This is a genomic window from Streptomyces sp. NPDC058665 (genome assembly GCF_042714995.1).
GTDB lineage: Bacteria > Actinomycetota > Actinomycetes > Streptomycetales > Streptomycetaceae > Streptomyces.
The window spans coordinates 1-18655 of the sequence record NZ_JBHXRX010000093.1; the positions used below are offsets into that span (position 1 = coordinate 1).

An 18655-nucleotide genomic window follows, 5' to 3' on the forward strand; every position below is an offset into this window, starting at 1 on the left:
AGCGTGATCTTCGCCGACGAGCCCACCGGCGCGCTCGACATCCGCAGCGCACGAGGCGTGCTGCGGCTCCTCCAGGAGAGCGTACGGATCCACGGCCGCACCGTCGTCATGGTCACCCACGACCCGGTCGCCGCCTCCTTCGCGGACTCCGTGATCTTCCTCGCCGACGGCCGCCTGGCCGGACATCTCAGCAGGCCGACCGTCGACGCGGTCGCCGAACGCCTCGCGCACCTCGGAGACACTGTCAACCACCACCAGACGCGCGTGGGGGTGTGAGCGATGTTCACTCTGGCCATGCGCTCCATCGTCCAGCGCCCCGGGCGCCTCATCGCGACCCTGCTCTCCGCGTTCCTCGGCTCCGTGATCATCATGTCGTTCAACTCGATGCATGACACGGCGGGCGGCGCGAACATCGACGACCGGAGCTCCGAGACCCTCACCACCGCCGCGACGGTGGTCGGCGGCTACGGCACGCTTCTCGTCTTCTTCGCCATCGCCTCCACCCTCACCGTCAACGTCCGCCAGCGCGGCGAGGAGATCGCACTCCTGCGCAGGACCGGTGCCACACCGGCCCAGATCAAGCGGATGATCGTCGTCGAGTCGGCCGTCGTCGCGGTCGTCAGCATGCTGCTGGCGATCCTGCCGGCGAGGATCGGCGGCGAGCAGTTGCTCAACGTCTTCAAGGACACCGATCAGGTGGCCGGGAAGGTGGACTTCGTCTTCGGTCCGATCGCCCTGACCGCCGGGGTGAGCGTCGGTCTGGTCGCCGCGATCGGCGCCTCGTTCCTCGCGGTCCGCCGAGCCACGAAGGCGGCGGCGGGCGGCGCGGAGCCGGGTGGCCGGGGACGTGACATCGCCGGCTTCGCGGCCCTTGCCCTCGGTATCGGTAGTGTCAGCTCCACCTTCGCGTTCGACAAGACGGACGACGCGCTCATGGCGGCCCCCGCCTACGGTGCGATCCTCATCTCCGTGGGATTCGCGGTCTTCTCACCGGTGCTGCTGAAGTTCCTGCTCGGCAAGCTGGCACGGCCGATCACGCTGCTCACCGGCGCGAGCGGTTATCTGACGGTGCACAACATGCGCCGGCGCGCCGCGCAGCTGTCCGGTGTGCTCATGCCGCTGATCCTCTTCATCGGCATGGCCACGGCCACCCTCTACATGCAGGCCGTCCAGAACGACGAGCTGGACACCTCGGGCATCACCCGGTCCGTCGACGACAAGAGCCTGGAGACGCTCAACTTCGTGGTGGTCGGGATCATCGTGGTCTTCGCCTGCATCATGCTGATCAACACGCTGTACGCGGCGACCACTTACCGCACCAGGGAGTTCGGCCAGCAGCGGCTGGCCGGGGCCACTCCGTCCCAGGTGCTCCGGATGGTCGCCATCGAGTCCCTGGTCCTGACCGTGACCGGCGCCTTCTTCGGCACGCTCGCCGCCGCGGCCGGAGCCGTCCCGTTCAGCGTCGTCCGGGTCGACGCGGTCCTTCCCGGCCAGGGGCCCGGGATCTGGCTGGCCATCGTCGGGATCGGTGCCGCGGCGACAGTCGTCACCAGCGTCGGTACGGCGTACCGCGCACTGCGCACCCCAGCCGTCGAGGCGGTGTCGCTCGCCGCCTGATGCAACCCCCCGCTCAGGCGCGGAAGACACTCGCTCACGCCGCCAAGGGCAGTCGCATCCAGCGACTGCCCTTAGTGGCGTTCCGGCGAGCATGCGCGCCAGGCGTCGTGGGCCAGACGGGACTTCTAAAACACGCCCTAGGCCGACTCGGAAGCGTTGATCTTCTCGATGGCCTGCCTCGCGTGTTCGCCCGGAGTGCGGCCCGCGAGCGCCGACACCGGGGCCGGCGGCGGCGCCGCGACGGGCCGGGCGGGTTCCTGCGGGGGCTTCGCGTGCGAGGCCGAGCGGCTGCGCAGCCGGTGGCTGACCGCCTCGTCGAGACTCACGGGACGCTGCATCTGGTGGGCAAGCCGGCCGGCCTCCTGACCGAGCGCGGCGACGTCCTCCCACTGGAGACGCACGACGAGTCGGAGCTCGGCCTCGCCGTCCGGGAGGGCTTGCAGGTTGCTGAAGTCGTTCATGGGCCGGTCTCCTCGACATGGCAGGGGCGAAGGTGCACTGAGGGATACGGGGATCTCCCCCGGCATGTTCAGGAATCCGGCCCCGGTACGCTGACCGTTCTATGCGCCGCTTCCCCCACACCGGCCCGACGCACCGCGGCCGCACCGTCGTTCTCACGGCTCTGGCCGTCGTGACGGCCCTCGCCGGTGCCTCGGGCTGCGCGGCGGAGACCGGGGCACGGGACGACGGCCCGGCGCCCACCCTCTCGCCGCCGGTCAGCTCGGCGCCGCTGTGGCCCGACTACGCGCCGCCGGTGCCACCGTCGAACGGGGACACCGAGGCCGAGCGGGCCGTCCAGCGGTACCGGCCGGTCAAGGACGTCACCGTACCGGCGGGCGGGCTGAGGAAACTGACGGTGCGGCAGCTGCTGACGAACGACCCCAACGTGCCGGAGTTCGTGCGGGCGGCGGTCCGGGACTGCCCGGGGGCCAAGTGCGGTCTGCGCGACCCCGTTTACAAGGACCTGACCGCCGACGGGCGGGACGAGCTGGTGGTGGCGCTGGACGAACCGGCCTCCGGGCTGACGCTCATCCAGGTCTACCGCGCCTCGGGCGACACCGTACGGCCGGTGCTGATCAGCTGGGGGCCGGTGGGCCTCACCGGCGAGACCTTCGGCACGGACCTGATCCTCACGTCGGCGGGTCAGAACGGTCGGGTAACCACCCGCTACCGGTGGAACGGCGACGTGCTGACCGTCGAGAACCCGTGGAACACCTCGGACGACGCGCGGGCGCCCGATCCGCTGGCGCCCGAGACCGCCGCGCCGAGCGAGGCGACGCCCGTTCCACGGCCGGGTATCGGCCCGGACGCGGGCATCGACGCCGGCACGGACAGCGAGAGGCGGGCACCATGACGGGGTCGGCACGTCCGTCGCCCGCCACGGCGGCGGAGGCGCGTCTGCTGCTGGTCGAGGACGACGAGGTGATCCGCAACACCGTCCGGATGCTCCTCGAACGGTACGGATTCACCGTGTCCACGGCCGGCGACGGCCTCACGGGGCTGGAGATGTTCCGCGAGACGGATCCCGATCTGCTGCTGCTCGACGTCATGCTGCCCGACCTCGACGGCATCGGACTGTGCCGCCGGGTAAGGGAGTTGAGCCTGGCACCGATCCTGATGATGTCCGCGCGCGGCGACGCCCTCGATGTCGTAGCGGGACTGGAGGCGGGCGCCGACGACTATGTGGTCAAGCCCTGCGAGAGCGCGGTCCTCGTCGCCCGTATCCGCTCCCTGCTGCGCCGGGTCTCGTTCTCGCCCGCCGCGGGGGGCGCCACCGCTGGGACCGGCAGCCGCGCGGGCGGCGGGCGAGCGGACTCCGCCGTGCTCGCCTTCGGCGATCTGACGGTCGACACCCGGGGCATGGAGGTACGGCGCGCCGGACAGGTCGTCGCGCTGACACCGACCGAGCTGCGGATGCTCCTGGAGTTCGCCGGTTCGCCCGGTGTCGTGCTGGAGCGCCGGACCCTGCTCAGCCGGGTGTGGGACCACGCCTGGCACGGTGACACCCGGGTCGTCGACCTCCATGTGCAGCGCCTGCGGGCGAAGATAGGGGCCGACCGGATCGAGACGGTCCGCGGCTTCGGCTACAAGCTGCGGCGCTGACCATGCCTCTGAGATGGCGGATCGCGGCTCTGGTGGCGGCTGCCGCCTGCGCGGTCGCCGCCGCGGTCGGTGTGCTGGTGCACGAGTTCTCGCGGGACCGTGAGCTGTCGCAGGCGCGGGAGGCCGCCCGCGTCACGCTCGACCGGGCGGCGGTGACGTACTCCCGTACCGGCGACGTCCAGGGGTCGGGCGCGGCCCTCGACGCGCCGGGGCTGCCGGGCGGTCTGCGGGAGCTGGTCGCCAAGGGGCGCCGGGGTACGGAGTTCACGACCGGGTCCGGCGGGCCCGCGATGTGGGCGGCCCGGCCCGCCGGGAGCCGGGTGCTGTCGGTGCGTGTCGACATGGGCGGCACGATGCGCGACATCGGCGCGCTCGACGCCAGCATCGTCGTGGCGGGTCTGATCACCACCGCCGTGGTACTGCCGCTGGGCGTGCTGACCGCCGCGCGGATGAGCCGCAGGCTGCGTACGGCGGCCGGTACCGCGCGCCGTATCGCCGCCGGGGATCTGGACGCGCGGATCGCGGCGGGGCCACGGCCCCGCGACGAGATCGCCGACATCTCGAACGCCGTGGACACGATGGCCGGCGCGCTCCAGAAGCGGCTTCTCGGCGAGCAGCGCTTCACCGCAGATGTGGCACACGAGCTGCGTACGCCGCTGATGGGGCTGGTGACGGCGGCCGAGCTGCTGCCGGAGGGTGAGGCGGCCGGGTATGTGCGTGACCGGGTGCGGGTGCTGAGCACGCTGGTCGAGGAGTTGCTGGAGATATCGAGGCTGGACGCGGGGGCCGAGCACGCGGACCTGTCACCGTGCCCCGTCGGAACTCTGGTACGCGACGTGGTGGCGCGTGCCGGGCTGGAGGCGAAGGTCCTGGAGGAATCGGGGACGGACGGAGAGACCGCTTCCGTGACGACGGACTCGCGGCGGCTCGATCGCATCCTCACCAATCTGGTGGTCAACGCGCACCGCCACGGCCGGGCTCCCGTCGTGGTCACGGTGTCCGGGGACGGCAGGACCGTGGCCGTACGCGACCACGGCCCCGGCTATCCCGGGACGCTGCTCGACGACGGTCCTCAGCGCTTCCGGACCGGTGCCCGCGAGCGTGGTACGGGCCATGGGCTCGGCCTCACGATCGCGCTGGGCCAGGCCCAAGTCATCGGCGCCACGCTGGAGTTCGGCAACGCACCCGACGGCGGCGCTGTCGCCACCCTCCGGCTGCCCGACCGGACCTCTCCGGCGATCGAGGACGAACCGCCCGTCGGGACAGACGAGTTGGGCCGCTGATACACGGCTGATACGTGTCCGCGCGGCGGCCGACACCTTCCTTCGCCTTGACGAAGATCTTCGGCGCCGAGGATGACGGCCATGCGTATGCGTCTCCGTCGTCTCCTCACCTGGCGCAAGGCCCTGATCGCCTTCGTCACCCCGTGTCTTCTGGTCCTCGCGGCGTTCACCGTGCTGTACCTGGTCATCGACATCCCGAGACCCAACGAGCAGGTGAAGGCGCAGAGCAACGTCTATCTGTTCGCCGACGGCAGCAGACTCGCCCGTACCGGGGAGGTCAACCGCGAGCCCGTACCGCTCGACCGGGTGCCCGAGGACGTGCGGCGCGCGTTCGTCGCCGCCGAGAACAAGGACTTCTACAGCGACTCCGGTGTCTCCCTGTCCGGCACGGCGCGCGGCGTCTTCAGCACACTGACCGGCGGCGGCAAGCAGGGCGGCTCGACCATCACCCAGCAGTACGTGAAGAACTACTACCTCAGCCAGGAGCAGACGGTCACCCGCAAGGTGAAGGAGCTGTTCATCTCCCTCAAGGTGGACCGGCACAACTCGAAGGACGACATTCTCGCGGGATATCTCAACAGCAGTTACTACGGGCGGCTCGCGTACGGCGTGCAGGCCGCCGCGCGCACGTACTACGGCAAGGAGGTCGAGGACCTCGGCGTCGAGGAGGGCGCGTACCTCGCGGCGCTGCTTCAGGCGCCCAGCCAGTACGACTGGGCCGTCGCCTCTCCCTCCGACAAGCAGAAGGCCAGGGCCCGCTGGGGCTATGTGCTGGACAACATGGTCGGCGAGGGGTGGCTCGACAAGGACGAACGGCGCCGGATGCGTTTCCCGGTGCCCGTGCCGCCCAGGGCGTCGGCGGAGCTGGCCGGGGACGCCGGCTATCTGGTGGACACCGCCCGGCGCGAGCTGATCGCAGCGGGGGTCGGTGAGCAGGAATTGGCAGGCGGCGGCTGGCGGATCACGCTGAACATCGACCCGGACAGACAGCGGGCGCTGCGTGAGGCGGTGACCGCCGGGCTCACCTCGCCCGGCGACGGTGCGGAGGCGACGGCGGAGACGGAGACGCCCCGGCGGGATCCCGACCGGCAGGCGGGCGCGGTGTCCGTGGATCCGGAGTCCGGGCGGATCGTGGCGCTGTACGGCGGCGACGACTACTTCAACCACTATCTGAACAACGCGACACGCGCCGACTACCAGGCGGGCCCGACGTTCGCGCCGGTGGTTCTCGCCGCGGGGATCGAAGCCAAGGAGAACGGGCGTTCGAGGGTGGGCCGGGACATGATCAGGCAGACCGCGAAGAAGCTGGGAATGACGGCGGACCCGGCCGGCTTCGCCGCGCCGCAGGCCACGTCTCTCGGGCTGATGGGCGCGAGTCCCCTGGAGATGGCCGGGGTCCATGCCACTCTGGCCAACGACGGCAAGAAGGTCACCCCGTCGATCGTGAAGTCCGCGCGGCGCGGCGACCGGACCGTCGAACTGCCGGAAGCGAACGGCGAGCGGGTGGTCGACAGCGCGTCCGCGCGATTCGCCCACGCCTCCGCCTCGGGGATACCGCGGCCGGTCGGGGGCACACGGCCGGACATGTCCGTTCCGCCACTGGCGGATGCCGCGCAGGTGGGTGGCGGTACGGGTGCCTCGGGCCACACCGACGACAGAAAAGCCGAGTGGTTCATCGGTTCGACCCCCGAGGAGGTGACCTCGATCGCCTTGTTCGGGGAGAGCGCCAAGACGGGCAAGCAGGTCGCGCTCACCGGCGTCGAGGACGACCCCACGGAGTACATCTGGAGTGTCTACCTCAAGGCGAGGGCCGCCGAACCGGCGGAGCGCGAGGGTTCTTGACGGTACGTCAGCAACGGTGTGCGCCGCCCCGCCCCACCCCCGTTCGGCGGGCCGGACGGCGCATACCGTCCGTCGATGCCGGTCGCCCGGCGTCAGTCGCCCGCTCCGGGCCGCTCGTCCAGTTCGTCGGGGAACTCCCGGTCGCCGGCGCGGGGTGTCTGCGGACCGTGACTCGTCATGATGACCGTCTGCTCGACCCGTACCATCCGGAACACCTCCTCCGCGATGATCACCTGGTCCTCACCACGTTCCACCGCGTCAGCCGCCCGGCCGAACCGGCCGGCGGACTCCCCCGCGTGCGCGCCGCGGACCCGCAGGACCGCGCCCAGATCGAGCCGCGCCTCCTCCTCGAAGGGCACGGCCGGGAACAACTGCCGCCAGCCGCCCTCCTCGTGGACCATGGCGGAGTACGCCGTGTAGTGGGAGACGGACATCCGCTCCCACTCGGGACCGTCCACCCGGAACTCCTCGCGGAGCTCCTCCTCACGCTTCCCGACCTCCAGCAGCCGCCGGGCCGCCGCGTCGTCGAATCCGTCTTCTGCGCTCGCGTCCATACCCCCAGCGTGCCGCACCCCACGGCACGCTGGGGGTCAGGACCGCCAGACGCCGGTGCGGGCCGCGTCGGCGGCGAACTCGGCGAAGTCCTTGGGCTTACGGCCCAGGGCCTCCTCGACGCCGTGCACGAGGTGCGCGTCGCGCCCGTCGGTGATCAGTTCGAAAAGGTCGGCGAAGTCCTCCGCGATCTCCGCGAAGCCGAGCAGCCGGGGTCCCGAGAGCTCGTACGTCCTGCCGATGTGGCGGTCGTCGGCCAGCGCGGCGACGGCGACGTCCGCGACCTCCCTGGCTCCTTCCTCGCCCCGCCCGGAGAGCAGGACCAGCCGGCGCGCCCCCATGGCGACGGCGCGCTCCGCGAACGCGCCAACGGCCTCGGCGGCGCCGGGGAAGGCGAGGTCCGGGTAAGTAGGAGAGGTAGACGGCCCCGACGCCCTCCGGTGCGGCGTCCCAGGTGCCGGGGTCCTCCCGGACGAAGGGGATCCCGCCGCCGCGCGAGGCGATACGCACCGGCAGCCCGCGCTCGGCGAGCCGCGCGGGGTCATCCCCGACAAGGCCCGGTGGCTGGAGCGCCACGCGCGGGCGATCAGTGCTGTACGGCGGCCAGTTCGCGTACGGTCGCCATGTCGCTGAAGGGGATCAGTGTGTCGCCGACGGTCTGGTACGGTTCGCTGCCCTTCCCCGCGATCAGCACGATGTCGTTCCCGCCCGCCGCCGAGAGGGCGAACTCGATGGCCGCGCGGCGGTCGGCGTACCGCTCGAAGCGGGTGCCGGTGACCGCCAGACCAGGAGTGATCTGGTCGAGGATCGCCTCGGGGTCCTCGTACCTGGGGTTGTCCGAGGTCAGTACGCACAGGTCGGAGTGGGTGCCCGCGATCTCGCCCATCCGCGCCCGCTTGGTGATGTCTCGGTCGCCGCCACAGCCGAACACGGTGATGACCCGCCCCGTGGCGAAGTCCCGGATGGTGCTCAGCACCTTGTCGAGCGAGTCCGGGGAGTGCGCGTAGTCCACGATGACCGACGTGCCGCGCGGGGTCTCGAAGCGCTCGAAGCGCCCGGGGACCGGGGGAGTCCGGTCGAGTGCCGTGACCAGCCCGCGCAGGTCGTGCCCCAGGAGGTGGCAGGCGGCGACGGTGGCGAGCGCGTTGGCGACGGAGAACCGGCCGGGTACGGGAATCGCGGCCGGGTACTTGCGGCCCGCGTGGTGCAGCGTGAAGCGCGTACCGAAGGCATCCATCGTGAGGTCGGTCGCCCGGTAGTCGGCGTCGGTGTCCAGCGCGTACGTAGTCACCGCGCCGGGCATGAGGGCGAGGATTGCGGCGCCCACCGGGTCGTCGGCGTTCACCACGGCCCGTCGGCAAAGCCCTTGGAACAGACGGAGTTTGGCGTCCCGGTAGTTCGCCATGGTGCCGTGGTCGTCCAGATGGTCCTGCGTGAGGTTGGTGAAGATGCCGACGTCGATGTACGAGTGGTCGACCCGGTGCGTCAACAGCCCCATGGACGTGGCCTCCAGAACGACCGTGCTCACGTCACGGTCACGCATGACACCGAGCAGGTACTGAAAGTCGGGCGACTCCGGCGTGGTGAGCACCGACCGAGGCATGGGGATCAGTTCGTCCCCGATGCGGCTGCCCGCCGTGCCGATGACACCGACCACGGTCTGCTCGGCGATCCGCAGCACGGATTCGACCATGTACGACACCGATGTCTTGCCGTTGGTCCCGGTGACGGCGACCATGTCCATCGCGAGGCCGGGGTTCCCGTGGTAGCGGGAGGTGACGAGGGCGGCGGCGGTACGGGTGTCCGGGACGCGTACGACGCAGACGGCCGGGTCGGCCGCCCAGACGGCCACCGGCGGATCGGCGGTCGCCGCTTCGACGAGTACGGCGACGGCGCCGCGTGCGAGCGCGGGTCCGACGGATTCGGAACCGCCCTCGGGGTGGCCGGGGACCGCGATGAACAGCGATCCCGGTGACACCCGATCGGCGTCGAAGCAGGCTCCGGCGGTGATGGCCGTATCGGGGTCGCCCCGCAGAATCTCGTAGTCGTGCCCGACGAGCAATTCGCTCAGCTTCACAGGGGATCCTCTCGAAGATACGGCTCTGCCACCGTGCGGCGGTCGCCGTGGAGGCGCCGACGGCACGCCGGAGCGTCGCAGGGGTGGGGCGCGGGTGCGAGGTGCGGAGTTCGGGTGTCGCTGGGGAACGCGATACGGCTGGGGTGAGCGAGCGGCTCTGCACGAGGGTGCGTTCGAGAGGAGGACGCCTCGGGGCGGAATCCCACTGGGCGTCGGAGGCCGGGAGTCGGCGTCGATGTTGCTAGCCGTGGCCGTGCAGGGCGTGGCACAGCGCGAACGAGGCCGGTCGGGGGCCCTCCGTCGCGACATGTGTACTACCCATGAGCGCAGTGTACGGCCCGTACGGCTGTCCCGACTCCGCCGTCCCGTGGGGAAGATGCCGGCGGGGCCGGTGAGAGACGCGGGAACGCCCACGGCCGGTGGCCGCGGGCGTTCCGTTGGTGCTGTCCGGCCGCCGCGCCGTGGGCGGGGCGCCCGCTCTCAGACCTTCTGGCCGGTGCCGCCGCCACCGCCCGCCGCGACCTTGATACCGTCGATGATCTCGTCCAGCACAGGCAGCTTGGGCGCTTTGTCGTTGATGTCGAATCCGGAGCGCACAATGATCAGCAGGTCCTGGGCGCCGGGGGCGGGCGAGGGGAAGGCCAGCGACTGCACGTATCCGTCGTCGCCCTTGCCCGTGACGACCTTCCACCGGACCAGATAGCCCTTCTCGCCGGCGACCGTCACCGCCTCGGACTTCAACTCCGTGTGGGAGGTGATCTTTCCGTAGCTCTCGCCGCCGTAGGACTCCTCGGCGTTCTTCTTGATGTCGCTCTCGGCCGCCGCCTTGGCGGTGGTGGCCTTGATCTCCAGCGCCACCGCCGGAACGGAGTTGACCCCGCCGCGTACGCAGGACTCCTCCGGGTTTCCGGGGCACGGGTGCTCCCCGGTGCTCACTCCCGCGCCCACCGGCCCCGATTGTCCGGTCCAGCCCTCGGGCACCGGGATGCTGATGCCGCTGGCCATGTCGGTGGCGTAGCCGTCCTCGGTCGGTATCTCCTGCTGGGGGCCGCCTTCCCCGCCCTCGCCCTGGCCGTCCTCGCCGCCGTCGGGCGCGCCGGGGTCGCCGGGAGGCCGCTGCGACTCGCCCGGGGCCGGCCGGTCCTCCTGGCCCGGCCTGCTGGGACCGGTGGAGGGGTTCGTGCTCGCCTTGTCGGCCGAGTTGTCACCGTCGTCGCCGAGGAGGAGGAAGCCACCGACGACCGCCAGCACCACCACGGCCGCCGTGGCGGCCAGGGCGATCCGACGGCCGCGCCCGCCGGCCGGCGCGGGTGGCGCCGCCGGGTAGGGCGGGATGCCCGAGCCCAGTTCGGAAGGCGCGCTCCAGGCCGCGGCCGAGTCGGGCCGGACCATCTCGGTCCAGGCCGACCCGTCCCACCACCGTTCCTGAAGCGGGCCTTCACCGTCATGTCCTGGGTCCGGATACCAGCCGGGCGGAGTCGTCTGCGTCACGCACTCACCATAGGCATATGGTCCGACAAAGCTGGTGAGAGGCCCATGAGAAATCGGCGGACTTCACGCCCCGGCCACGGGCACGATCCCGCGGATCGCCCCCAGTGACACCAGGTCCTGAGGGCGCACCTTGAGCTGGCCGGCCGTCGCACGGGTCTCCTCGGGGGGCCGTTTGAGGATCGCCGTCGCCAGTTCCGGTGCGATGACGGAGAAGTAACTGTCCGGTGTGGCCCAGGTGTTGCCCGGCGCCGCCAGAGCCAGCGCCCCGCCCGAACCTCCTTCGCCGATCAGCAGGCTGGTGACGGGCACGCGGGCGGTGGCCACGGCGGCGAACAGGTCCGCGATCGCGGCTCCCGCTCCCGCGTGTTCCGCCTCGGCGTCGTTCGCGGCGCCCGGTGTGTCGATGAGCGTGAGGACGGGCAGCCCCAGCCGGTCCGCGAGGCGGATCAGTCTGGCCGCCGTACGGTAGCCGGCCGGGAGGGTCGCCGTGCCGCACTGGGCGGCGTACGCGACCGTACGGCCGTCGCGCGTGCCGAACCCGCACAGCGTTCCGGGGTCGGTGCCGCCGGCTCGGTCGCCGTTGACGGATTCGCGGGTGGTGAAGTACGCCTCCAAGTAGGCCTCCGCACGCGGCCGTCGGGGGTCGCGGGCCAGAGTCACCGCGTCCCAGCCGGTGGCGGGTGGGGCCGCGCGCCCGAGCGCGGCGGGCGGCTCGGCCGCCGGCACCGGCCCGGCACCGGCCCCGGCGATGCCGCCTGTCAGCAGCGCCAGCCAGCGGCCCACCGTGTCCCTCAGCTCCTCGGGCGCCACCACCGCGTCGATATGACCCGCCGTCAGCTGTGCCTCGGCGGTGTACGCGTACGGATCGGCGTCCGGCGGCCGTACCCGCGAGCCAGCGAAACCGATCTGGGCGCCCGGCAGGGCCAGGATCACATCGGCGCCCGCCCCGAGGGTGGCCCAGCCGCCGCCGGTCGTCGGGTCGCGCACCACCGCGATCTGTGGCAGACCGGCGGCCCTGGTGAGCGCCGACTGCCCCGCCACGCGCTGGAGTTGGAGCAGAGCGAGCATGCCTTCCTGCATGCGGCTGCCGCCGGTCGCGATCAACGAGACGACGGGCAGCCGCCGTTCACGGGCATGGGTGTACGCGGCCTCCAGCCGGTCCCCGGTGCGCTCCCCCAGCGATCCGCCGAGATAGCCGAACTCGAAGGAGATCAGGACCGCTTCGGTGCCGCCGACGCGCGCGGTGCCGCAGATGACGGACTCGTCCTCGCCGGTGCGTGCCGCGGCGCGGGCCCGGGACTCGTCGTATCCCTGCCAGCCGAGGGGGCCGTCCGGGGCGGAGGTGTCCTTCGGCGCGGGCAGTTCGGTGAAGGCGACGGGAGCCCCCTGCGGGGTCGCCCCGGTGAGGAAGGCGATCGCCTGCCGTGCGCTCATACGCTCAGTCATGGAGGGCCCGCTTCATGATCTTGCCCATGTCGTTGCGGGGCAGCGCCTGGAGATACCGCACGGTGCGCGGCCTCTTGTGCGAGGCGAGCTGCGCCGCGACGTGCGCCGCCAACTCCTCGGCGGACGGCGGGGCATCGGCCCGCACGGGGACGACCCACGCGACGATCCGCTCCCCCAGGTCCTCGTCGGGCTCCCCGGTGACGGCGGCCTCCCGCACCCCGGGATGCTCCAGCAGTACGTTCTCGATCTCGCCGGCGCCGATCTTGTAGCCGCCGCTCTTGATCAGGTCGGTGGCCTTGCGGCCGACGATACGGACGTAGCCGTCGGGGTCGCGGATCGCCATGTCGCCCGTACGGAACCAGCCGTCGTCGAAGGCGGCCTCCGTCGCGTCGGGGCGGTTCAGATACTCGGTGAAGAGGTTCGGGCCGCGTACCTGGATCTCCCCCACGGTGTCGCCGTCGTACGCCGTGATCTCGGCGCCCGCCTCGTCGACCAGCCGCAGTTCGACTCCCGCCAGCGGCACACCGACGGTGCCGGCGCGGGGTTCGCCGTCCGCGCGCACGCTGGTGTTCATCAGGGTCTCCGTCATCCCGTAGCGCTCGATGACGCGGCGTCCGGTAGCGGCGCCGATGCGCTCGTGGTCGTGCACCGGCAGCGCGGCCGATCCGGACACCAGCAGGCGTGCGCCGGTGAGGGCCTTCGCGAGTTCGGGATCGTCGGCGAGTGCTTCGGCGATGCGGTGATACATCGTCGGTACGCCGAAGAGCATCGTGGCTCCGGAGGACAGTTCACGGGCCACACCGTCCGTGGAGAACCTGCCGAGATGGCGCACCGAGCCGCCGCGGCGCAGCGGGCCGAGGATGCCGAGGATCAGGCCGTGGACATGGAAGAGGGGCAGGGCGTGGACGAGTACGTCGTCCTCGGTCCACCGCCAGGCGTCCTCCAGCGCGTCCAGGGTGGCGGCGACGGCGCGGCGGGGCAGGACGACGCCCTTGGGAGGTCCGGTGGTGCCCGAGGTGTAGACGATCAGCGCGGGTGACTCCGGGGACGGCTCGGCGGGCAGGGCCCGGTCGACGCTGTCCGTGGCCTCCCCGACCTCGGTGCTGCCCGTGATGTCCGTGTCGAGGCGCGCCAACTCGGCCAGGATCGGCGGCAGTTCGGCTCCGCGTTCGGCGAGGACGAGGGCCGGCGAGCTGTCCGTCACGATGTGCGTGAGCTCCCGTTCACCCGTCTTGGGGTTCACCGGCACCACGGGCACTCCCGCCAGCAGCGCGGCCACCACGCCCACCGCCGTACCGAGGGTGGGCGTGGCCCAGACGGCGACCCGTGGCGCGCCGGCGATCCTGGCGGTCAGGGCACCGGCCGCTGTGGCCAGTTCGGCGTGGCTCAGCGCCTGGTCGCCGAAGCGCAGTGCGGGCCGGGCGGAACGCGCCGCGAGGGCCGGGAAGAGAGGGGACACGCGTCGTTCTCCTTGCTGTCGACGAGTCTGACCGGTCGTCATGGTGACCGGGTCATCCGAAGCCTGGCACGACCAGCACGAGCCATACGGCCGCGGGTACCACCGCCACCACGATGCCTCCGTACACCATCAACTGCCGGAAGAAGCGTTCCCGGTCGACATCGGGTGCCGCGGCCAGTACGAGGGCGCCGTTGGTGGAGAAGGGACTGACGTCCACGACGGTCGCCGAGACGGCGAGCGCGGCGATCATGCCGACCGCCCCGATCTCGCCCTGGGCGAGGAACGGCACGGCGAGCGGGATGAGCGCGCCCATGATGCCGACGGATGAGGCGAAGGCGGAGATGACGGCGGCTATGTAGCAGAGCAGGACGGCGGCGAGCAGCGGCACTCCGATGTCGCCGACGGCGTTGCCCGCGTAATCGATCGTGCCCATCTCCTCCAGGACACCGACGTAGGTCAGGACACCGCAGATGAGCAGCACGGTCGGCCAGGCGACCTCGGTGACCGCCTTGCGGCTCGTGTCGGGCCAGAAGGCGCTGAGGACGACGGCGAGGGTGATGGCGCTGAGCCCGGCGTCCAGGTCGAACCCGAGGACGGCGACGACGAGCGCCGCGAGGGCGGCGAGCGTGGCGATACGGGCGGGAGTGAGGCCCGAGGCATCGGCCGAAAGGGCGCTGTCGGCGCTGTCCTTGTCGCGGCCGTCGCCCTCGGTGTCGAGGTCACGCCCCTTCAGCTTCAGCCCGCCGAAGAGGACGAAGACGATCGCCGCGACGATCAGGTTGACGAAGAGGGAGGCGAGGAACAGGACGAGTTCGTTCCCGGGCAGATTCTCGCGCTCCACCACTCCGTTGACGATCGAGCCGTAGATGCTGATCGGCGAGAAGCCGCCCGCCTGGGCACCGTGCACGACCAGCGCGCCCATCAGCAGCGGGCTGATGCCGTACCGCGCGGCGAAACTCAGCGCGATGGGCGCGACGATCGCGACGGCCGCCGGGCTGACGGCGCCGATGGCGGTCAGCGCTCCGGTGAGGGCGAACATCACCCAGGGTATGAGCGCGATCCGGCCGCGTACGAGCCGGATCGAGGCGTGCACCAGCCAGTCGGTGGTGCCGTTGGCGCGTGCGATGGCGAAGAGATACGTGACACCGACGAGCACCACGAACAGGTCGCCGGGAAATCCGGCGAAGATACCGTCCGCGTCCAGGTCGGCGACGAGTTCGCCGACTCCGAAGGCGGCGGCGAACGCGAGCGCGCCCATGTTGATCGAGCGGGTCGTGGCGATCACGAAGACGACCACGAGTACAAGGATCGAGATCAGTTCGGCGGACATCGGGGGCTCCCGTCCCTGGGTCCCGTTGATTACTGGCCAATCTGCATTGGCCAAGTGGCTGGACCACTTTGAACATCGGTCCAGCGAGGCGTCAAGGGATTCGACAGGAATTGGCTCAGCCACTTGGCCGCGCGGTGTTAGGCTGCGAAAGACCAGGTATGGGGGGTTCGTGTGTCCGACGCACTGCGGCCGATGACCCGGCCGCGACTGTACGAACAGGTCCTCGACAGACTCCGCCGCCATGTGGCGGACGTCGATCTGCGGGCGGGCGACCGGCTGCCGCCCGAGCGTGAACTCGCGGGCCGGCTAGGCGTCAGCCGGGCATCGGTGAAGCAGGCCATCGTCGTCCTCGAAGTGCAGGGACTCGTCGAGGTACGGCACGGCGGCGGCACCTATCTCGTCCGCGACAGCCTCGACGCCGAACCGGTCGAACGGCTCGTGGAACGCAAGCGCCGGCTGCCCGACGTACTGGAAGCGCGCGAGGCCCTGGAGACCAAACTCGCCGAACTGGCCGCCGAGCGGCGCACGGCGGAGGATCTGACCGCGATGTGGGCGGCGCTCGATCACATGGCCGCCGAGATCGAGGCGGGCGATCACGGCGTCGAGGGCGACCGGCTCTTCCACGCGGCGGTGACGGCGGCGGCGCACAGCGGTCTGCTGGCCGAATTCATGAGGTCCATCGCGGAGCAGATCACCGAGAGCCGCAACGAGTCGCTGCGCCAGCCGGGCCGGCCCCAGCGCTCACTCGCCCAGCACCGCGCGATCCTCGAAGCGATCGAGGCGCAGCGCGGGAAGGCGGCGGCGACGGCGATGCGCCGCCATGTACGGACGGTGGCGAAGGTCCGGCTGCTGGACTGGGACCCGGGCGACGACGCCTGAGGCGCACCGCCGTAGCGCGTAGCCAGGCGGAAATGGGAAGGCCCCGGCTGGTTCGGGGGATGGACCAGCCGGGGCCGCTCTGTGTGGTCGCGGAGTCGTCACTTTCCCCTCCGCGACCACGTAAAGATGAACGCTCAACCACGATGCGGTGTTCCCCCTCCCCAGGTGGGGGGCTGTGAGCCGCGCCACGGATACGCCCTCGCCCGCCGTGGACGGTCATTCCGGCACCGGGGGCGCGCCCCCCGGCGCACGGAGCGCCGCGTGATGGAATCGTGGAGCCGCACCGGCGGGAGAAGGACGGCCCGCCGGCCCCGCGTCTCAGAGCCTCGGCACGAACGAACGGATGGCACCCATGGGTGAGTTGCTCCTCATCAGACACGGCGAGACCGAGTGGTCGCTGTCCGGACAGCACACCAGCTCGACGGATCTGCCGCTGACCGCCCACGGTGAGGCCCAGGCCCGCGCCCTGGTCCCCGTACTGGCCGACCGGCCGATCGGCCTGACCCTCGTCAGCCCGCTGGCCCGCGCCCGCCGTACCGCCGAACTCGCCGGGCTGCGGTCCACCCGCATCTGCCCCGACCTGCACGAATGGAACTACGGCGGCTACGAGGGCGTGACCACCGAGGAAATCCGCCGCACCCGCCCCGACTGGAATCTCTGGACGGACGGGACCATCGCGGGCCCCGGCGGGCACCCGGGCGAGAGCCCCTCGGAGGTCAGCGACCGGGCGGACAGGGTGCTCGCCGAGGTGCGCGCCGCCGCCGAACGCGCGAGTGACGAAGACGTCGCCCTAGTGGGCCACTCGCACTTCCTCCGGGTGCTCACCGCTCGGTATCTCGGTCTCACGGCGGCCCAGGGCACGCTGTTCCAGCTGGAGACGGGGACGGTGTCCCGGCTCGGCACCGAACACGGCAATCCGGTCATCACGGCATGGAATCTGGTCCTGCCCGAGAGCCTGCTGCGCACCGTCCAGGATCTGCCCGCCGGCGCCTGACAGCGGGCCGCACCCAGAACGCTCGTTCACACATATGGCCCCGCCGGTCGCGAATGACCGGCGGGGCATTGCCGTATACGCCGTTCACCCCGAATGCACTTTCATGAATATGAACCTCGTGAAGTTCCACTGAATCCCTTGTTGCTTGACGTGGACACTTCTAATCTGATGCGACTCCAGCGCCACGCCCCCACCGAAACGGAGAAGTGAGACGTGCCCCGAATGAAGCGCACCGTCACTGTTCTCTCGGCCGCCGCAGCGATGCTGCTGACGGCTCCGAACGCGTACGCGGAAGTCGAACCCGGAGGGTGGACCTCGACGTCTCCCTCCTTCACCGTCCAGGAGAGGGGCTGCGGCCAGGTCGACAACCTGACCTTCACCCTCACCTGCTCCACCGGCAGCGGCGACCAGCGCGCCGAGCGGAGATACGCCACCTACACCGGAGGCACCCGGCAGTTCGAGGGCTACTTCCGGATCGCCAGCATGGGCGGCACCCGCATCAGCCTCAAGCAGACGTTCAACGAATCGGCCTCCGGGCCGTTCTTCATGCTGGCCGGCGAGCGCGGCGGACGCCTGTACGCGGTCCACGGCGGCACCACCCTGTCCGACGCGGGCACGGTCGGCGCCACCGTCCGGGTGAACACCGTCCACCAGGTCGGCAGCCAGCACCGTACGTACATCAACGGCTCGCTGAAGCACAGCTACGCGAGCCCGGGGGGCAGCTTCTACGACAAGTTCGGCGCCTACCGCACGGACAGCGGGAGCGGGCCGGCCACCGTGGTGTGGAGCGGCGTCAAGTTCTGGCGCAAGTAGGGCGGTTGAGGCACTTCCCGGTCCGGTGGCCGCTTGTGTTCCGCGCGGTCACCGGACACCCGTCGACGACTCCCCGCGCACCCAGCCCGGCCCAGCCCGGAAGGACGGACGCCGTGCCTCTTCGACTCCGTGCCACGACCGCCGCCGCACTCGGCGCCTTCATCGCCCTTACGTCTGCGGGCTGTTCCTCCGCACCGGACGGGACCGAGAAGCCGGAAACCGCCGCGCGGCTGGCGGCCACGCTCGACTCGCCCATCGACATCACACTGCGCTGGAAGGACGACGAGCCCGGCATCGCGGGGCGGACGGTGGAGTTCGCCACGGAGAAGGCCGGGCCGTACACGGTGCTGGAGTTCATGCCGCCGGGCCGTACGACGTACCGCCACCCGGATCTGATGCCCCAGACGCCGTTCTACTACCGGCTGCGCCCCTACTTCGGCCCGGCGTCGGCGCCGGTGGAGGTGTCCCTGCCGCCGGGTGAGACCTCCGAAGAGGAACTGAACGACAACCAGGAGTGGATGACTCCCCGCACCGTCAAGGGGCCGAAGGTGAGGACAGCACCGCTGTCGGCCCGGGGCGCCGGCTCGGCCGAGGCCAACGCGGCTGCTGCCCCTACGGACTTCAGGCCGACCGTCATGCACGCGACCGGGATCAAGTTCACCTGGACGGACCGCGCCGCAGACGAGGACGGCCAGCTGCTGGAAGTGGGGGCGGGCGGGGGCCGCCCCGCACCGCCCGGGGGAAAAAAAGAAGAGGGCGAACAAAAAAT

At 71.2% G+C, this 18655-nt stretch carries 16 protein-coding genes and 2 pseudogenes; 10 read left to right on the forward strand and 8 right to left on the reverse strand.

Annotated features, from left to right (window positions below; all coding sequences use genetic code 11):
* Both ACFWV8_RS35450 and ACFWV8_RS35455 read left to right on the forward strand, forming a co-directional pair.
* Nucleotides 1-276, forward strand: a pseudogene (locus ACFWV8_RS35450) (ABC transporter ATP-binding protein); the annotation flags it as partial.
* A gap of 3 nt (nucleotides 277-279) precedes the next feature.
* A complete protein-coding gene (locus ACFWV8_RS35455; RefSeq protein WP_384214068.1) occupies nucleotides 280-1617 on the forward strand; it encodes an FtsX-like permease family protein in 1338 nt (445 codons plus the stop codon).
* Nucleotides 1618-1754: 137 nt separating this feature from the next.
* Here the strand turns inward: ACFWV8_RS35455 and ACFWV8_RS35460 are convergent, their stop codons facing one another.
* Nucleotides 1755-2078 carry a hypothetical protein gene (locus ACFWV8_RS35460; protein WP_384214070.1) on the reverse strand — a complete coding sequence of 108 codons (324 nt, stop codon included), beginning with the start codon at nucleotides 2076-2078 and terminating at the stop codon, nucleotides 1755-1757.
* A gap of 101 nt (nucleotides 2079-2179) precedes the next feature.
* On the opposite strand from ACFWV8_RS35460, the gene ACFWV8_RS35465 reads away from it, so the two are divergent.
* From ACFWV8_RS35465 to ACFWV8_RS35480, 4 genes are all read left to right on the forward strand, one after another.
* Nucleotides 2180-2971, forward strand: a complete 792-nt coding sequence (locus tag ACFWV8_RS35465; RefSeq protein ID WP_384214072.1) for a hypothetical protein — start codon at nucleotides 2180-2182, stop codon at nucleotides 2969-2971.
* Nucleotides 2968-3720 carry a two-component system response regulator CseB gene (cseB, locus tag ACFWV8_RS35470; protein ID WP_384214074.1) on the forward strand — a complete coding sequence of 251 codons (753 nt, stop codon included), beginning with the start codon at nucleotides 2968-2970 and terminating at the stop codon, nucleotides 3718-3720. The genes ACFWV8_RS35465 and cseB overlap by 4 nt, the downstream gene beginning before the upstream one ends.
* A 2-nt stretch (nucleotides 3721-3722) precedes the next feature.
* Nucleotides 3723-5003, forward strand: a complete 1281-nt coding sequence (locus ACFWV8_RS35475; protein WP_384214076.1) for an ATP-binding protein — start codon at nucleotides 3723-3725, stop codon at nucleotides 5001-5003.
* Between the two features lie 81 nt (nucleotides 5004-5084).
* Nucleotides 5085-6845, forward strand: coding sequence for a transglycosylase domain-containing protein (locus ACFWV8_RS35480; RefSeq protein ID WP_384214078.1), 1761 nt, complete (start codon nucleotides 5085-5087; stop codon nucleotides 6843-6845).
* Between the two features lie 92 nt (nucleotides 6846-6937).
* Here ACFWV8_RS35480 and ACFWV8_RS35485 read toward each other — a convergent pair whose 3' ends face one another.
* The 7 genes and pseudogenes from ACFWV8_RS35485 to ACFWV8_RS35515 form a co-directional block, all read right to left on the reverse strand.
* On the reverse strand, nucleotides 6938-7399 hold the full coding sequence (locus ACFWV8_RS35485; RefSeq protein ID WP_329377500.1) for a DUF5954 family protein: 462 nt from the start codon (nucleotides 7397-7399) through the stop codon (nucleotides 6938-6940).
* A 36-nt stretch (nucleotides 7400-7435) separates the two neighbouring features.
* Nucleotides 7436-7973: pseudogene (locus ACFWV8_RS35490) on the reverse strand (hypothetical protein).
* A 10-nt stretch (nucleotides 7974-7983) separates the two neighbouring features.
* The gene (locus tag ACFWV8_RS35495; protein WP_384214080.1) at nucleotides 7984-9474 is read right to left on the reverse strand and encodes a UDP-N-acetylmuramoyl-L-alanyl-D-glutamate--2,6-diaminopimelate ligase; all 1491 of its coding nucleotides are present in this window, start codon (nucleotides 9472-9474) and stop codon (nucleotides 7984-7986) included.
* A 480-nt stretch (nucleotides 9475-9954) separates the two neighbouring features.
* Complete coding sequence (locus tag ACFWV8_RS35500) at nucleotides 9955-10965, reverse strand: DUF2510 domain-containing protein (RefSeq protein ID WP_384214081.1); 1011 nt, start codon at nucleotides 10963-10965, stop codon at nucleotides 9955-9957.
* Between the two features lie 63 nt (nucleotides 10966-11028).
* Entirely contained in the window at nucleotides 11029-12411 is a 1383-nt protein-coding gene (locus ACFWV8_RS35505) for a carboxyl transferase domain-containing protein (protein WP_384214083.1), read from the reverse strand.
* On the reverse strand, nucleotides 12404-13870 hold the full coding sequence (locus ACFWV8_RS35510) for an acyl-CoA synthetase (RefSeq protein ID WP_384214085.1): 1467 nt from the start codon (nucleotides 13868-13870) through the stop codon (nucleotides 12404-12406). Before ACFWV8_RS35510 ends, ACFWV8_RS35505 begins: the two co-directional genes overlap by 8 nt.
* A 52-nt stretch (nucleotides 13871-13922) precedes the next feature.
* Nucleotides 13923-15200, reverse strand: a complete 1278-nt coding sequence (locus ACFWV8_RS35515) for an SLC13 family permease (RefSeq protein WP_384214087.1) — start codon at nucleotides 15198-15200, stop codon at nucleotides 13923-13925.
* 171 nt (nucleotides 15201-15371) lie between these two features.
* On the opposite strand from ACFWV8_RS35515, the gene ACFWV8_RS35520 reads away from it, so the two are divergent.
* The 4 genes from ACFWV8_RS35520 to ACFWV8_RS35535 form a co-directional block, all read left to right on the forward strand.
* Complete coding sequence (locus ACFWV8_RS35520) at nucleotides 15372-16079, forward strand: FadR/GntR family transcriptional regulator (protein WP_384214089.1); 708 nt, start codon at nucleotides 15372-15374, stop codon at nucleotides 16077-16079.
* A gap of 352 nt (nucleotides 16080-16431) precedes the next feature.
* Nucleotides 16432-17073: a histidine phosphatase family protein gene (locus ACFWV8_RS35525; protein WP_384214091.1), complete on the forward strand. Its 642-nt coding sequence runs from the start codon at nucleotides 16432-16434 to the stop codon at nucleotides 17071-17073.
* 222 nt (nucleotides 17074-17295) lie between these two features.
* Entirely contained in the window at nucleotides 17296-17886 is a 591-nt protein-coding gene (locus ACFWV8_RS35530; protein ID WP_329392130.1) for a hypothetical protein, read from the forward strand.
* Between the two features lie 113 nt (nucleotides 17887-17999).
* The coding region (locus ACFWV8_RS35535) for a hypothetical protein (RefSeq protein WP_384214093.1) at nucleotides 18000-18655 on the forward strand (656 nt) is incomplete at its 3' end.

Bases quoted from the DNA above. Each gene is read 5' to 3' on its own strand.
- ACFWV8_RS35455 (WP_384214068.1), top strand. From the start codon at position 280: ATGTTCACTCTGGCCATGCGCTCCATCGTCCAGCGCCCCGGGCGCCTC.
- ACFWV8_RS35460 (WP_384214070.1), bottom strand. From the start codon at position 2,078: ATGAACGACTTCAGCAACCTGCAAGCCCTCCCGGACGGCGAGGCCGAG.
- ACFWV8_RS35465 (WP_384214072.1), top strand. From the start codon at position 2,180: ATGCGCCGCTTCCCCCACACCGGCCCGACGCACCGCGGCCGCACCGTC.
- cseB (WP_384214074.1), top strand. From the start codon at position 2,968: ATGACGGGGTCGGCACGTCCGTCGCCCGCCACGGCGGCGGAGGCGCGT.
- ACFWV8_RS35475 (WP_384214076.1), top strand. From the start codon at position 3,723: ATGCCTCTGAGATGGCGGATCGCGGCTCTGGTGGCGGCTGCCGCCTGC.
- ACFWV8_RS35480 (WP_384214078.1), top strand. From the start codon at position 5,085: ATGCGTATGCGTCTCCGTCGTCTCCTCACCTGGCGCAAGGCCCTGATC.
- ACFWV8_RS35485 (WP_329377500.1), bottom strand. From the start codon at position 7,399: ATGGACGCGAGCGCAGAAGACGGATTCGACGACGCGGCGGCCCGGCGG.
- ACFWV8_RS35505 (WP_384214083.1), bottom strand. From the start codon at position 12,411: ATGACTGAGCGTATGAGCGCACGGCAGGCGATCGCCTTCCTCACCGGG.
- ACFWV8_RS35515 (WP_384214087.1), bottom strand. From the start codon at position 15,200: ATGTCCGCCGAACTGATCTCGATCCTTGTACTCGTGGTCGTCTTCGTG.
- ACFWV8_RS35525 (WP_384214091.1), top strand. From the start codon at position 16,432: ATGGGTGAGTTGCTCCTCATCAGACACGGCGAGACCGAGTGGTCGCTG.
- ACFWV8_RS35530 (WP_329392130.1), top strand. From the start codon at position 17,296: ATGAAGCGCACCGTCACTGTTCTCTCGGCCGCCGCAGCGATGCTGCTG.